Genomic DNA, 15,341 nt, shown 5'->3' with positions numbered 1-15,341 from the left:
CACCGGGCTTTTACCTCAGCTCCCCAACACCTTCATCGCTTCCCGCGTCACGTTATCCATTTCATCCAGCAGTTCCAGGAACTCCGGCTCAAGCTCCGATTCCGGCGTGCCCGCACGCAGCTGCTGCTCCAGCAGCTGGCAGAGGTTTTTTAGCCGCGGTACGCCGCTGTACCCGCAGCTGCCGTGCAGCTTGTGGATCGCGTCCAGCAGATCTTCCGGGTTTTCACCCACCAGCTGCTCTTCCACCTTATTGCGAATTTCCGGCAGAAACGCGACCAGCATTTGCAGCATATCGCGGGCGAGATCGGGTTTACCAGCCGCCTGGCGCAGGGCAAGCTGCCAGTCAAAGGTCGCGTTCTGGTTGACGCTGATTTCTACCAGCTCGCTGGAAACCGTGTACGTTCCGCCAATATGACCCGGCTTGTAGCGCAACAGCAGGCTATGAAGTTTCTCTTCATCGATGGGCTTTGCCAGATAGTCGTTCATCCCGGCGCTCAGCAGCTTCTCTTTCTGACCGGCCATCGCGTGCGCGGTGACCGCAATGACCGGCGTTTGCTGCTGATGTGGCAGCTGGTGGATCAGCTCGCAGGCCCGGATACCGTCCATATCCGGCATCTGAATATCCATCAGGATTAAATCGAACTGCATCTGCTTAGCCTGTTCAACCGCCTGCACGCCGCTGGTACACAGCTCAACATGCTGAACCTGGTCTTCCAGCAATGCGCCAATGAGCTTCAGGTTGGCCGGATTATCATCCACCGCCATTACGCTCATCGGCAATTTTTGCTCATCGTTAATTAGCGGAAGGGCATGCTGGCTAAGACGACAATACTCCGTGAGCGCGGGCAGAAGGCGGGTCGCGGTAAGCGGTTTTAACAGACAGGCGGCTGCTCCGTCATTTTTCAACTCCTCCGCATTAATCTGGGCGTGGCAGGGCAGCGCCAGCAGCAGGTAGTCGGTCATCGACGCGGCTTTCGCCAGCCGCTCCTGCTGCATGGTCAGTTCGCCGGTGAAGGTCACCGGGATCCCCATCAGCAGAATGTCGTAATGGTCAACGGCAAGCGCTGAGAAGGTTGGGCTGTAGACCACCTCCAGCGGCGTGGTGCTTAAGATATCGAGCGTACACTGCGCCGCCGCAGCGTTAGGTTCGACGTAGGCCAGACGTTTGCCCTTCAGGCAGTCCGTCACCGGGCCATCGGTCAGCACGTTCGGATTGAGATCCAGATTAATGTGGAACCAGAAGGTTGAACCGCGGTTTGGCTGGCTGTGGAAAGAGATATCGCCGCCCATCTCGTTCACCAGGCGTTGCGTGATCACCAGCCCCAGGCCGGTGCCGCCATGACGGCGGGAGATACTGGCGTCTGCCTGACGGAACGCCTGGAACAGACGCGACTGGTCCCGCTCCGGAATACCGATGCCGGTATCGCGGATCTGGACTTCTATTTGCACTTTATTGCTGCTGATCGAGCGTTTCTCTACCAGGACGTCGATATTACCGCTTTCGGTGAATTTAATGGCATTCCCGACAAGGTTAGTAATGACCTGCTGCAGGCGCAGCGGATCGCCAATGACGTTATCCGGCACGTCGTTTTTAATGTTAAGCGTCAGCTCAAGGCCTTTGTCGTGCGACGAGTGCGCGAGCAGCGTCACCACCTCATCCAGCGTGCTGCGCAGCGGGAAGGGGATACTCTCAAGGATCAGCTTGCCCGCTTCCAGCTTGGAGAAGTCCAGCACGTCGTTGATGATCGCCAGCAGGTTGTTGGCCGAGCGTTCAATGGTGTGCAGGTGATCGCGCTGAGTAGGATTCAGCTCGCTTTTCAGGGTCAGTCGGGTAAAGCCGATCACGCCATTGAGCGGCGTGCGCAGCTCGTGCGACATATTGGCAAGGAATTCCGATTTAATACGCGCCGCTTCCTGAGCGCGCTTTTTCGCCAGATCCAGCTCAACGTTCTGGATCTCCATCTGCTCCAGCGTTTCGCGCAGGTCGGACGTCGCCTGGTCAACGTTGTGCTGCATCTCTTCGTGATACGCCGCCAGCGACATCGCCATCGAGTTGATGCCGTTTTTCAGCATATCCAACTCGCCCAGCATAAACCCTTCCACACGGCTGTCGAGCTGTCCCCGGCGGATGCGGTCAACCGTGTTAACCATGTTGCGGATGGGGCCCGTCACGTCGCGCATCAGGCGCCAGCCGAAGATCAGCGCAATGCCGATGCAAAACAGCATCATCACGCCGGAGATGAAGATCTCTTTGTACTGCTGTAGCCGGACCGACTTGAGATCCAGCTCCAGCGCCACATATCCCAGCATATTATTGCTGGATTTGGCGTCGGATTGCGCAGACTCATCGGGGGAATAGCTTTCCGATACGATCGGCGTGCGCAGGATCATGATATCGCCGCGCCGCAGTACGGTGAGGTGGCGCGGGAACGGCGTACCGTCCGGGATCTTTAAGGCCGCCGGATCGAGATGAAAATTCGAGGTGACAAACAGGCGGTTATGTTCGTCGTAAACCGAAATGGCGCGTACGATGTCCGAGTGGCGGCGGTGGAGTACGCTGATTAACTGCCCAATGGATTCGCGGTTTTGCAGATTCATGCCGTACTCGCTGGAGACGGCAAGCGGTTCGATAATGCTGGCGCCTGCATCCTCCAGCTGTCGCTGCAAATCGTTATAGCGGTGCACCACAAAGAAGATACTCAGCAGCAAACCGATGAGAACGGTGGGGGCGAGGATCAAAATCATCATGCGCGCGCGCAGGCTGTAGTTGGTCATGGCGTTCCGTTATGGGACAATTAAGATAATTATGTTTATGTGAGAAAAATCTCGGCAATGGCGCAATTCTACTCTGCAAAACGACGCGTGACGACGCGTCAAATCATCACTGTTGAAGCCACGGATCTCGATCCGTTTGGTCAGGGAGTGGCACGCCACAATGGTAAGGCTCTGTTTATAACAGGTTTACTGCCAGCAGAACGAGCAGAAATTACGCTGACGGAAGATAAACGCCAGTTTGCGCGCGGGCAGGTTAAGCGTCGCCTCAACGATAGCCCGGAGCGTGTGGCGCCCCGCTGTCCCCATTTTGGCGTGTGCGGCGGCTGCCAGCAACAGCATGCGAGCACAGAATTACAGCAAAAAAGCAAAAGCCGCGCGCTGGCGCGTCTGCTTAAACATGACGTTAACGAAATTGTCGCCGATATGCCCTGGGGCTATCGTCGTCGCGCGCGCCTGAGCCTCAGCTATCAGCCAAAAACGGAGCGGCTGGAGATGGGGTTTCGCAAGGCCGGCTCCAGCGACATCGTTGACGTGAAGCAGTGCCCCATTTTGGTGCCCCATCTTGAGGCATTGCTTCCGGAAGTGCGCATCTGCCTCTCCGGGCTGGACGGCGTTCGCCACCTCGGGCACGTCGAACTGGTCATGGCAAACAATGGCCCGCTGATGGTGCTGCGCCATACCGCGCCGTTGTCGAAAAAAGATCGCGAAAAACTGGAACGCTTTTCGCATTCCCACGACCTGGCGCTTTTCCTTGCACCACAAAGCGAGATACTTGAACAGGTTACCGGTGAGGCGCCCTGGTATGCCTCAAACGGGCTACGCTTAACGTTCAGCCCGCGGGATTTCATTCAGGTGAATGATGGCGTTAACCAGCAGATGGTGGCGAAAGCGCTGGCGTGGCTGGATGTTCAGAAAAGCGACCGGGTGCTCGATCTGTTCTGCGGAATGGGGAACTTCACGCTGCCGCTGGCGCGAGAAGCGGCCAGCGTCGTCGGCGTGGAAGGCGTTGAGGCGCTGGTGGCGAAAGGGCAGGAGAACGCGCGGCAGAACGGCTTGCAAAATGTGACATTCTTTCATCAAAATCTTGAGGAAGATGTCACCCAACAGCCGTGGGCAAAGCAGGGCTTTGATAAAATTTTGCTCGACCCGGCACGCGCCGGTGCCCCGGGCGTGATGGCACATATTATTAAACTCGCGCCGAAGCGTGTGGTCTATGTTTCCTGTAATCCGGCAACGCTTGCCCGGGACAGCGAGGCATTACTCAGCGCGGGTTACCAGATTCAGCGTCTGGCAATGCTGGACATGTTCCCGCACACTGGGCATCTGGAATCGATGGTGTTGTTCGAGCACATCTAATTTGTTTGGCTTGTCGACTTCGACAGGCCCTGGTCCCTAAAGGAGAGGACAATGGTTGCGGTAAGAAGTGCACATCTCAATAAAGCTGGGGAGTTTGACCCACAAAAATGGATCGCAAGTCTGGGAATTTCCAGCCAGCAGTCGTGTGAACGCTTAACCGAAACCTGGGCCTATTGTCTGCGCACCACGCAGGGGCATCCCGACGCCGATCTTCTCCTGTGGCGCGGCGTGGAGATGGTTGAAATCCTGTCCATGCTGAACATGGACATCGAAACGCTGCAGGCCGCGCTGCTCTTCCCCCTCGCGGATGCGGACGTGGTCAGCGAAGACGTGCTGCGCGATAGCGTCGGGAAATCCGTCGTCGCGCTGATCCACGGCGTGCGCGATATGGCGGCTATCCGCCAGCTCAAAGCCGCGCACACCGATTCCGTCTCCTCAGAGCAGGTCGATAACGTTCGCCGGATGCTGCTGGCCATGGTGGATGATTTCCGCTGCGTGGTCATCAAGCTGGCCGAGCGTATTGCACACCTGCGAGAGGTGAAGGATGCGCCGGAAGACGAGCGCGTGCTCGCCGCCAAAGAGTGTACGAACATCTATGCGCCGCTGGCGAACCGCTTAGGGATTGGTCAGCTGAAATGGGAGCTGGAAGATTATTGCTTCCGCTATCTGCACCCGGCGGAATATAAACGGATTGCCAAACTCCTGCACGAGCGCCGCATTGACCGCGAGCACTATATCGAGGAGTTTGTCGGCGGCCTGCGTCAGGCCATGAAAGAAGAGAACGTGCGCGCCGAAGTCTACGGTCGACCTAAGCACATCTATAGCATCTGGCGCAAAATGCAGAAGAAACACCTCGCCTTTGACGAGCTGTTTGACGTGCGCGCCGTGCGTATCGTGGCGGAGCGTCTGCAGGACTGCTACGCCGCGCTAGGGATAGTGCACACTCACTTCCGTCATCTGCCCGATGAGTTCGATGACTATGTCGCCAACCCAAAACCGAACGGCTACCAGTCTATTCATACCGTGGTGCTTGGCCCTGGAGGCAAAACGGTCGAGATTCAGATCCGCACCAAACAGATGCATGAAGATGCCGAGCTGGGCGTTGCCGCGCACTGGAAATACAAAGAAGGCACGTCCGGCGGGGCGCGTTCAGGCCACGAAGACCGCATTGCCTGGCTGCGTAAGCTGATTGCGTGGCAGGAAGAGATGGCCGATTCCGGCGAGATGCTCGACGAAGTGCGCAGCCAGGTCTTTGACGATCGGGTGTATGTCTTTACGCCGAAAGGGGACGTTGTCGACCTACCGGCCGGATCTACGCCGCTCGACTTTGCCTACCACATCCATAGCGATGTGGGGCACCGCTGCATCGGGGCGAAAATTGGCGGGCGTATCGTACCGTTCACCTATCAGCTGCAGATGGGTGACCAGATTGAAATCATTACCCAGAAGCAGCCGAACCCGAGCCGGGACTGGCTTAACCCGAACCTGGGGTATGTCACCACCAGCCGCGGACGCTCGAAAATTCACGCCTGGTTCCGTAAACAGGACCGTGACAAGAATATCCTTGCCGGTCGTCAGATCCTCGACGACGAGCTGGAGCATATCGGAATCAGCCTCAAAGAGGCGGAGAAATTCCTGCTGCCGCGCTACAACTTCAACGAGCTTGACGAGCTGTTAGCGGCGATTGGCGGCGGTGATATCCGTCTGAATCAGATGGTGAACTTCCTGCAGGCGCAGTTCAATAAGCCAAGCGCGGAAGAGCAGGACGCGGCGGCGCTGAAGCAGCTGCAGCAGAAAACCTACGCGCCGCAGCAGCGCAGCAAAGACAACGGCCGCGTGGTGGTCGAAGGTGTAGGTAACCTGATGCACCACATTGCCCGCTGCTGTCAGCCAATCCCAGGGGACGATATCGTCGGCTTTATCACCCAGGGGCGCGGAATTTCGATTCACCGTTCTGACTGCGACCAGCTTGCCGAGCTTCAGTCCCATGCGCCGGAGCGCATCGTGGAAGCGGTCTGGGGGGAAAGCTATTCCGCTGGCTACTCGCTGGTGGTGCGCGTTACCGCCAACGACCGCAGCGGCCTGCTGCGCGACATCACGACCATTCTCGCCAACGAGAAGGTCAACGTGCTGGGCGTTGCCAGCCGCAGCGATACCCGCGAGCAGCTTGCCACCATCGATATGACTATCGAAATCTACAACCTGCAGGTGCTGGGCCGCGTGCTCGGTAAGCTGAACCAGGTGCCGGATGTGATTGACGCGCGTCGTCTGCACGGCGGCTAAGATTTCCCTCTTTTGTAGGCCGGGTAAGGCACAAGCCGCCACCCGGCATTTTTTCATCAGGACATAACCATGACTCAAATCGACCGCCTGCTCGGCATCATGAAACGCCTGCGCGACCCGGAAAACGGCTGCCCGTGGGACAAAGAGCAGACTTTCGCTACCATCGCCCCGTACACCCTTGAAGAGACCTACGAGGTGCTGGACGCCATTTCCCGTGAAGATTTTGACGACCTGCGCGGCGAGCTGGGCGATCTGCTGTTCCAGGTGGTGTTCTACGCGCAGATGGCGCAGGAAGAAGGGCGCTTTAACTTTGACGATATTTGCGCTGCCATCAGCGACAAGCTTGAGCGCCGTCATCCCCATATTTTCGGTGATGCTACCGCAGGAAACAGCACCGAAGTTCTGGCCCGCTGGGAGCAGATCAAAAGCGCCGAGCGGGCAGAAAAATCCCAGCACTCGGCGCTGGATGATATTCCGCTGAGCCTGCCCGCGCTGATGCGCGCGCATAAAATTCAGAAACGCTGCTCCGCCGTCGGTTTTGACTGGACCTCCCTCGGCCCGGTGCTGGATAAAGTGCACGAAGAGATTGACGAGGTCATGCACGAAGCGCAGCAGGCGGTGGTGGATGAAGCAAAGCTTGAGGAAGAAATGGGCGACCTGCTGTTTGCGACCGTCAACCTTTCTCGCCACCTGGGTGTAAAAGCGGAAACGGCGCTGCAAAAAGCCAACCTGAAATTCGAACGCCGCTTTCGCGAAGTGGAGCGGATTGTCGCCTCACGAGGCCTGGAAATGAGCGGTATTGACCTCGACGCGATGGAAGAAGTCTGGCAGGAAGTAAAGCGCCAGGAATCTGATCTCTAACGAAATTTTGCGATCAAGCGCAATTTGTGTGATTTTTTAAATGACAAGCGCTTGATTTGCGTCAAAAACATTTACCCAAAAGGGGCTATTTTCTCACTCCTTATGTTTGTCATGGCCTGGAATGGAGACGGAGAATGAAAGTTTGTGGCGCTCGCCGTGTTCGGGTATACTACTTTCCCGTCCTGGTTATTCCATCGTTTCACCCTAACTTCTCAGGTTCAGCATGACAACGAACTATATTTTTGTGACCGGCGGGGTCGTATCCTCTCTGGGTAAAGGCATTGCCGCAGCCTCCCTCGCAGCCATTCTTGAAGCCCGTGGCCTCAATGTGACCATGATGAAACTGGATCCGTACATCAACGTCGATCCGGGCACCATGAGCCCAATCCAACACGGGGAAGTGTTCGTTACTGAAGACGGCGCTGAAACCGATCTGGATCTTGGCCACTACGAGCGTTTCATCCGCACCAAAATGACCCGTCGTAACAACTTCACGACCGGTCGCATCTACTCCGACGTTCTGCGTAAAGAGCGCCGTGGTGATTATCTTGGTGCCACCGTTCAGGTTATCCCGCACATCACTAACGCCATCAAAGAACGTATTGTTGCGGGTGGCGAAGGCCACGACGTGGTGCTGGTTGAAATCGGCGGTACCGTGGGTGATATCGAATCCCTGCCATTCCTGGAAGCGATTCGTCAGCTGGCGGTAGACATTGGCCGTGAACACGCGCTGTTCATGCACCTGACTCTGGTGCCGTACATGGCCGCTGCAGGCGAAGTGAAAACCAAACCGACTCAGCACTCTGTTAAAGAGCTGCTCTCCATTGGTATTCAGCCAGACATCCTGGTTTGCCGTTCCGATCGTGCTGTGCCGGCGAACGAACGTGCGAAAATTGCATTGTTCTGTAACGTGCCTGAAAAAGCCGTTATTTCAATGAAAGATGTCGATTCCATTTATAAAATCCCGGGCCTGTTGAAATCTCAGGGCCTGGACGATTATATTTGTAAACGATTCAGCTTGAACTGTCCGGAAGCTAACCTGTCTGAATGGGAACAGGTTATTTACGAAGAAGCCAATCCGGCAGGCGAAGTGACTATCGGTATGGTCGGCAAGTACATTGAACTGCCGGATGCCTATAAGTCAGTGATCGAAGCGCTGAAACACGGTGGTCTGAAGAACCGTGTCTCCGTGAACATCAAGCTGATTGATTCGCAGGATGTTGAAACGCGTGGCGTTGAAATCCTGAAAGATCTGGATGCTATCCTTATCCCTGGCGGCTTCGGCTACCGTGGTGTAGAAGGCAAGATCGCCACCGCGCGCTATGCGCGTGAAAACAATATTCCATACCTCGGCATCTGTCTGGGTATGCAGGTTGCGCTGATCGAATTTGCGCGTAACGTAGCGGGAATGGAAAACGCGAACTCTACGGAATTTGTGCCAGACTGTAAGTACCCTGTTGTGGCGCTTATCACCGAATGGCGTGACGAAGAAGGTAACGTCGAAGTCCGTACCGAGAAGAGCGATCTGGGTGGCACCATGCGTCTTGGCGCACAGGCCTGCCAGCTGACTGATGATAGCGTGGTTCGCAAGCTGTATGGCGAGCCGGTCATCACCGAGCGCCATCGTCACCGCTATGAAGTCAACAACATGTTGTTGAAACCGATTGAAGCCGCGGGCCTGCGTGTTGCGGGACGCTCCGGGGATGATCAGTTAGTCGAGATCATTGAAGTGCCAAACCATCCGTGGTTTGTCGCCTGCCAGTTCCACCCGGAATTTACTTCAACGCCACGTGACGGGCATCCGCTGTTTGCAGGCTTTGTGAAGGCCGCCAGCGACTACCAGAAGCGTCAGGCGAAGTAAAAAAAGTTAGAACGGCAACGCGTACCTTTGGTACGCGTTGTTTGTCTGGAGTTTTAGTTTAACTTGTACTGAGGAAAATCTAATGTCCAAAATCGTTAAAGTCATCGGTCGTGAAATCATCGACTCCCGTGGTAACCCGACCGTTGAAGCCGAAGTTCACCTGGAAGGTGGTTTCGTTGGTATGGCTGCTGCTCCATCAGGTGCTTCTACCGGTTCCCGCGAAGCGCTGGAACTGCGCGATGGCGACAAATCTCGCTTCCTGGGTAAAGGCGTACTGAAAGCGGTTGGCGCTGTAAACGGTCCTATTGCTCAGGCAATCATTGGCAAAGACGCCAAAGACCAGGCTGGCATCGACAAGATCATGATCGATCTGGACGGTACTGAAAACAAATCTAACTTCGGTGCGAACGCAATCTTGGCTGTTTCTCTGGCAAACGCCAAAGCGGCTGCTGCTGCTAAAGGTATGCCACTGTTCGAGCACATCGCTGAACTGAACGGCACCCCAGGCAAATACTCCATGCCTGTACCAATGATGAACATCATCAACGGTGGTGAGCACGCAGACAACAACGTTGATATTCAGGAATTCATGATTCAGCCAGTTGGCGCGAAATCCCTGAAAGAAGCGGTACGTATGGGTTCTGAAGTGTTCCACAACCTGGCTAAAGTTCTGAAAGCTAAAGGTATGAACACGGCTGTTGGTGACGAAGGTGGCTATGCGCCAAACCTGGGTTCTAACGCAGAAGCTCTGGCTGTTATCGCAGAAGCAGTAAAAGCAGCTGGCTACGAGCTGGGCAAAGACATCACCCTGGCGATGGACTGTGCAGCATCTGAATTCTACAAAGACGGTAAATACGTTCTGGCTGGCGAAGGAAACAAAGCGTTCACCTCAGAAGAGTTCACTCACTTCCTGGAAGATCTGACCAAACAGTACCCAATCGTGTCTATCGAAGACGGTCTGGACGAGTCTGACTGGGCTGGCTTCGCATACCAGACTAAAGTACTGGGCGACAAAATCCAGCTGGTTGGTGACGACCTGTTCGTAACCAACACCAAGATCCTGAAAGAAGGCATCGAGAAAGGCATCGTTAACTCCATCCTGATCAAATTCAACCAGATCGGTTCTCTGACCGAAACTTTGGCTGCGATCAAAATGGCGAAAGACGCTGGCTACACCGCTGTTATCTCTCACCGTTCTGGCGAAACTGAAGACGCTACCATTGCCGACCTGGCTGTGGGTACCGCTGCAGGCCAGATCAAAACCGGTTCTATGAGCCGTTCTGACCGTGTTGCTAAATACAACCAGCTGATTCGTATCGAAGAAGCGCTGGGCGAAAAAGCACCATACAACGGTCGTAAAGAGATCAAAGGCCAGGCATAATCGCTTAAGCCTTAAAACGAAAATGCCAGTCGAATGACTGGCATTTTTTTTGGCTATTTAAAATCAACCGCCATTTGCTCCGGAATGGTCAGCCCCTGGGTGGTTTGCACGCAGCGGGCGATATAATCCGTAAACCGGGGCGGCTTCGGCATTCCCATGCTCAGCAGCTTATCGTTGCTGAAGCGCACGTTAAGCGTGGCAAACGCACCGTATAACCGCATGGCTTTCAGCATCAGACGTTCGTTGCACGGGCCAAAAATATGTTTCAACTCGCGGCGCATTCTGACCAGCGTTTCGTAACTGACCTGCGCATATTTATCACCGACGGGGGCTTTCTCCAGCGCCTGCGCCATTGCCTGATCGATATCCGCAAAGCGAACGCTGTTCTCTTCACCCGCAGAAATATGCACCACTTCCCCCGGACGCGCGTTGCTGTTCAGCAGCATTAACATCGCGTCGGCGCAGTAATCCACCGGAACAACGTCGATCCGGTCTTCCATAGAGCACATAAACTTCTGCAGCATCAGGCCCATGCTAAAGACCCAGAAAATGCTGCTCGACGGCGTGCAGCCGTGACGGGTATGGCCAACGACGATGGACGGACGGGCGATGAGCAGCGGTAGGTTAGGGCACTCCTGGCGCATCAGCTGTTCGATGGTTGACTTCGAAAACGTGTATTCCACCAGGTGTTCAGCATTCTCTCTGAATTCAGCGCTTTCGGCGACCAGGGAATCCTGCTCCGGCGTACATGACATCGCTGTGCCGACGTGGAGGAAACGTTGTAGCGTTGAAACCTGCTCCATACGGCGCGCCAGCGCCAGCGTACCTTCAACGTTGACCTTCCAGATCAGCGGGTTATTACCAAATGAGGCTACAGCCGCACAGTTCACGACGTGCGTGACCTGATCCAGACGGGGATCGTTCAGAAAGGCTTCAGGCTGGCTGAGGTCGCCAATCAGGATATTATCCACGCTCAGGGAGGCCAGTTTGTCCTCAGGAACGTTGAACTTGCGCATATTCTCCAGCACCCGCTCCAGACCGCTCTGCGGATCGCCGGCGCGCGCAAGCAAAAGGAGTTCTACGGATTGATCGTTGGTCAGGATTTTTTCAAGAACTGCACCACCCAGAAATCCGGTCACGCCTGTAATCAATAACATCTTCATTAATACCGTCTCATTATGATTGATGAGGCGGATTGTAGGCGCGCAAAAGTAAACGGCATTTAAATAATAAATCGCCGAAACTGACAGCATCTTAAGCTTATTTTAAGGAAAGGAAATCGGGTGGATATATTGGACATTAGCGGAAGGGTAAAAATTCAGTCTAATGAGATTTAAATTTTAACCTTTTGAATTTAATGTTGTTTATGGGCTGGGTTCCGAATGGTAAAGTTAATTCAAAATGTAATAAATATAATAATTTGTTACACCAAACATTTACCAAATAAATGATTTAAACCCCACTTAACGAAAATCAGACAATATAAGCCGCAGGCCGATTTATTTAGCCTGCGAATGATTTTCAGAGCAAAAGGGGAAGCGTGGCGCTGGCTGTTTGCTGGCTAACGTCGCCGTAATGACCATCCAGCGCAATCATGGACGTGGTCAGCAGCTCGACCAGCAGCATCACCCCAACCTTAGCATTGAGTGCGCCTGCGCTAAGGGGACCCTCAGGTTTGGCGGCAACCAGCAGCATGTCGCTCAAGGACGCCAGCGGGCTGCGGGGCGTATTGCTGAGTGCCAGAACCTGAACGCCGCGCTTGCGGGCAAGCTTCACCACGTGGAGTAAATCCCGCGTTGAACCCGAGCTGGAGATAGCCACCACCAGGGTCTCTTTTGAAAGCGTTGTCGCATTCATGGCCGCGCGGTGCATATCGCTAAACAGCTGTGCGGGTTTCCCCAAACGCAACAGCTTGTAGTGGAGATACTCCCCGAGGATCGCGCTGGCCGCAACGCCATAAATCTGCACCGACTGCGCCTGATGCAGCGCCATTGCGGCCTTTTCAAGCAGCGTGCGATCAAGGAGCCGGGCGGTATCCTGCAATGCCTGCACTGACTCATCAACCACATTATCTATCTCATCTCCCGCCTGACGCGCGGGCTGGCCCTGCTGAATATCCAGCGCAAGCGCCATTTTAAATTCGTTATAGCCCTTGCAGCCCAGCGTGCGGCAAAGGCGCGTGACGCTGGCCTCACTGGTGTGGCTCTCGCGCGCCAGCTCGGTGATCGTCAGGTAGAGCACCCGGGCAGGATCGCTGAGGACAAACTCACCGAGTTTTTGTTGTGTTGGGCTGTACCCGGAAGCCTCCTGGCGTAGCTTCAGCAGCAGGTTTTCATGGTCTGACATGCTCGATCCTTAATGCGTTTCTCTGCGACTAGTGTGGCGGAAAGCGGGGGAAAGATGCCAGTCATTTTGAAAAAGTATGATCGTCGTCCTGGTTATTGATGATAATTTTCACTATTTAATATTTATGTGGTAAAAATTTTCATCTTTTAGCGGGGGAATGAAAAAATGATGCAAATATTCAGTGGAGCTTCTTCAGGAGGATGGTTTGAAAAAGCGCAGCGCTTTGGCAAATCTTTCATGTTGCCGATTGCCGTGTTGCCTGCGGCGGGTCTGCTGCTGGGGATAGGCGGCGCGTTATCGAATCCCAACACGCTGGCGGCCTATCCGTTTTTAGACGTGAGCTGGCTGCAGGCTATTTTCACCATCATGAGCAGCGCAGGATCCATCGTGTTTGCGAACCTCTCGGTGCTGTTTGCGGTTGGTGTTGCCGTCGGGCTGGCAAAAAGCGATAAGGGCACCGCCGGGCTGGCGGCGTTACTCGCGTTTCTGGTGATGAATGCCACCATTAACGCGCTGCTGATCCTCACCGGCAAACTGGCGCATGCGAACCCGGGGGCCGTGGGGCAGGGCATGACGCTGGGTATTCAGACGCTGGAAACCGGCGTGTTTGGCGGCGTGGTGATTGGGCTGGTGACCTGCGCGCTCCATCATCGGTTTAATAAAATTGCCCTTCCGCAGTTCCTCGGGTTCTTTGGCGGTTCGCGCTTTGTTCCCATTATCAGCTCGCTGGCGGCAATACTCGTTGGGGCCGCAATGACCGTGGTTTGGCCGCATTTCCAGAAGCTGATTTTTGGTCTGGGCGGGCTGGTGGATGCGACCGGCTATCTGGGCACCCTGCTGTACGGCTTTATTCTCCGCATGCTGGGCCCGTTTGGTCTGCACCACATCTTCTATCTGCCGTTCTGGACCACCGCGCTTGGCGGGAGTGAAATCGTCAACGGCCATCTGGTGGAAGGCACACAGCGGATCTTCTTCGCCCAGTTGGCCGATCCGACCACGCGTCAGTTTTACGAAGGCACGTCACGCTTCATGTCAGGGCGCTTTATCACGATGATGTTTGGCCTGCTCGGCGCATGTCTGGCGATGTACCACACGGCAAAACCTGAGAATAAAAAGCGCGTTGCCGGGCTGCTGCTCTCTGCGGCGTTAACCTCGTTCCTGACCGGGATTACCGAGCCTATCGAGTTCTCCTTCCTGTTTATTGCACCGGTGCTTTACGTCATTCATGCGCTGTTTGACGGGCTGGCGTTCATGCTCGCACACATGCTGCATATCACCATCGGGCAAACCTTCTCCGGCGGTTTTATCGACTTCGTGCTGTTCGGCATTTTGCAGGGAGAGGCCAAAACCAACTGGATGTTCGTTCCGCTGGTCGGCGTGCCGTGGTTCTTCCTTTATTACTTCACCTTCCGCTACCTGATTAACCGCTTCGATTTTGCTACGCCGGGTCGGGAAAAGGAGGCGATAGCCGATGAGGTGACCTTCTCGCAGAGCGAGCGCGCGGTTGCGGTAATCGCCGGATTAGGCGGAAAAGACAATCTGGAAGAGGTGGACTGCTGCGCCACGCGTCTTCGCGTCACGGTGAAAGACGGTAGCAAAGTGAATGACGCGGCGCTGAAAGCCACCGGTGCGCGCGGCGTCATCGTGCGCTGCAACGGTGTTCAGGTCATCTATGGACCGCACGTCACGATTATCAAAAACGAAGTGGAAGAGATCTTATCGTAATGAAAACTGTACTGGATAACCTTAAGGGAAAACTGGTCGTCTCCTGTCAGGCGCTGGAAAATGAACCGCTGCATAGCCCGTTTATTATGTCGCGAATGGCGCTGGCGGCGGCACGGGGCGGGGCCGCGGCAATTCGTGCCAACAGCGTGGTGGATATCGAGGCCATTAAGCAGCAGGTATCTTTGCCGGTCATCGGCATCATCAAACGGGATTATCCGGAAAGCGAGGTGTTTATCACCGCCACGATGAAAGAGGTGGATGAGCTCATGAGCGTCTCCCCGGAAATCATTGCGCTTGATGCGACGGCGCGGGAGCGGCCCGGCGGAGAATCCCTGGAAACGCTTGTCTCGCGCATTCGCTCACGCTATCCCGCGGTACTGCTGATGGCGGATATCTCCTGCGTGGACGAAGCCGTTACGGCGCAGGCGCTGGGCTTCGACTGCGTCGGCACCACGCTTTACGGCTATACGGCGGAAACGGCGGGCCATTCGCTTCCTGAGAACGACTGCGCGTTCCTGAAAGCGGTGCTGGCGGCCGTGACGGTTCCCGTGGTTGCCGAAGGCAACGTGGATACGCCTGAACGCGCGGCCAGATGCCTGGCGCTGGGGGCGCATACGGTCGTCGTCGGCGGCGCGATCACCCGACCGCAACAAATCACGGAACGGTTTATGGCGGCGATTGGCGCGCAAAGCACCGATGGAGCATGACCATCCGGCGGGGATCTGCGATACTTATCGTTTATCCCCTTTACTG

Annotated in this window: 10 protein-coding genes; 7 read left to right on the top strand and 3 right to left on the bottom strand. The window is 55.4% G+C overall.

Annotated features, from left to right (window positions below):
* Positions 1 to 15: 15 nt before the first annotated feature.
* Positions 16 to 2,775, bottom strand: a complete 2,760-nt coding sequence (gene barA, locus V1587_RS20120) for a two-component sensor histidine kinase BarA (RefSeq protein ID WP_371897910.1) — start codon at positions 2,773 to 2,775, stop codon at positions 16 to 18.
* Between the two features lie 57 nt (positions 2,776 to 2,832).
* Here barA and rlmD point away from each other — a divergent pair, with 57 nt between their 5' ends.
* From rlmD to eno, 5 genes are all read left to right on the top strand, one after another.
* The gene (gene rlmD, locus V1587_RS20115) at positions 2,833 to 4,131 is read left to right on the top strand and encodes a 23S rRNA (uracil(1939)-C(5))-methyltransferase RlmD (protein WP_371897911.1); all 1,299 of its coding nucleotides are present in this window, start codon (positions 2,833 to 2,835) and stop codon (positions 4,129 to 4,131) included.
* Positions 4,132 to 4,182: 51 nt separating this feature from the next.
* Positions 4,183 to 6,414 (top strand): GTP diphosphokinase, encoded by a 2,232-nt coding sequence (relA, locus tag V1587_RS20110; RefSeq protein ID WP_008499628.1) that lies wholly within the window; start codon positions 4,183 to 4,185, stop codon positions 6,412 to 6,414.
* A gap of 69 nt (positions 6,415 to 6,483) precedes the next feature.
* Positions 6,484 to 7,275, top strand: a complete 792-nt coding sequence (gene mazG, locus V1587_RS20105; RefSeq protein WP_115876181.1) for a nucleoside triphosphate pyrophosphohydrolase — start codon at positions 6,484 to 6,486, stop codon at positions 7,273 to 7,275.
* Positions 7,276 to 7,498: 223 nt separating this feature from the next.
* A complete protein-coding gene (pyrG, locus tag V1587_RS20100; RefSeq protein WP_032648095.1) occupies positions 7,499 to 9,136 on the top strand; it encodes a glutamine hydrolyzing CTP synthase in 1,638 nt (545 codons plus the stop codon).
* Positions 9,137 to 9,218: 82 nt separating this feature from the next.
* Entirely contained in the window at positions 9,219 to 10,517 is a 1,299-nt protein-coding gene (eno, locus tag V1587_RS20095) for a phosphopyruvate hydratase (RefSeq protein WP_024909267.1), read from the top strand.
* Between the two features lie 53 nt (positions 10,518 to 10,570).
* Here eno and V1587_RS20090 read toward each other — a convergent pair whose 3' ends face one another.
* Both V1587_RS20090 and V1587_RS20085 read right to left on the bottom strand, forming a co-directional pair.
* On the bottom strand, positions 10,571 to 11,680 hold the full coding sequence (locus tag V1587_RS20090) for an SDR family oxidoreductase (protein ID WP_371897913.1): 1,110 nt from the start codon (positions 11,678 to 11,680) through the stop codon (positions 10,571 to 10,573).
* A gap of 358 nt (positions 11,681 to 12,038) precedes the next feature.
* Positions 12,039 to 12,863 carry a MurR/RpiR family transcriptional regulator gene (locus V1587_RS20085; RefSeq protein ID WP_371897914.1) on the bottom strand — a complete coding sequence of 275 codons (825 nt, stop codon included), beginning with the start codon at positions 12,861 to 12,863 and terminating at the stop codon, positions 12,039 to 12,041.
* A 165-nt stretch (positions 12,864 to 13,028) separates the two neighbouring features.
* Here V1587_RS20085 and V1587_RS20080 point away from each other — a divergent pair, with 165 nt between their 5' ends.
* The gene (locus tag V1587_RS20080; RefSeq protein ID WP_395314468.1) at positions 13,029 to 14,588 is read left to right on the top strand and encodes a PTS transporter subunit EIIC; all 1,560 of its coding nucleotides are present in this window, start codon (positions 13,029 to 13,031) and stop codon (positions 14,586 to 14,588) included.
* On the top strand, positions 14,588 to 15,295 hold the full coding sequence (locus tag V1587_RS20075; RefSeq protein ID WP_371897916.1) for an N-acetylmannosamine-6-phosphate 2-epimerase: 708 nt from the start codon (positions 14,588 to 14,590) through the stop codon (positions 15,293 to 15,295). Before V1587_RS20080 ends, V1587_RS20075 begins: the two co-directional genes overlap by 1 nt.
* Positions 15,296 to 15,341: the final 46 nt, after the last annotated feature.

Origin of the sequence: Enterobacter sp. ECC-249 (genome assembly GCF_043965265.1) — a bacterium.
Lineage (GTDB): Bacteria > Pseudomonadota > Gammaproteobacteria > Enterobacterales > Enterobacteriaceae > Enterobacter > Enterobacter quasiroggenkampii.
Note: the sequence above shows the minus strand (reverse complement) of the source record. Positions and strands in the feature narration are given on the sequence as shown.

Coding starts and splice junctions, on each gene's coding strand:
- V1587_RS20080 (WP_395314468.1), top strand. CDS start 13,029: ATGATGCAAATATTCAGTGGAGCTTCTTCAGGAGGATGGTTTGAAAAA.
- V1587_RS20085 (WP_371897914.1), bottom strand. CDS start 12,863: ATGTCAGACCATGAAAACCTGCTGCTGAAGCTACGCCAGGAGGCTTCC.
- rlmD (WP_371897911.1), top strand. CDS start 2,833: ATGGCGCAATTCTACTCTGCAAAACGACGCGTGACGACGCGTCAAATC.
- V1587_RS20075 (WP_371897916.1), top strand. CDS start 14,588: ATGAAAACTGTACTGGATAACCTTAAGGGAAAACTGGTCGTCTCCTGT.
- V1587_RS20090 (WP_371897913.1), bottom strand. CDS start 11,680: ATGAAGATGTTATTGATTACAGGCGTGACCGGATTTCTGGGTGGTGCA.
- eno (WP_024909267.1), top strand. CDS start 9,219: ATGTCCAAAATCGTTAAAGTCATCGGTCGTGAAATCATCGACTCCCGT.
- mazG (WP_115876181.1), top strand. CDS start 6,484: ATGACTCAAATCGACCGCCTGCTCGGCATCATGAAACGCCTGCGCGAC.
- pyrG (WP_032648095.1), top strand. CDS start 7,499: ATGACAACGAACTATATTTTTGTGACCGGCGGGGTCGTATCCTCTCTG.
- barA (WP_371897910.1), bottom strand. CDS start 2,775: ATGACCAACTACAGCCTGCGCGCGCGCATGATGATTTTGATCCTCGCC.
- relA (WP_008499628.1), top strand. CDS start 4,183: ATGGTTGCGGTAAGAAGTGCACATCTCAATAAAGCTGGGGAGTTTGAC.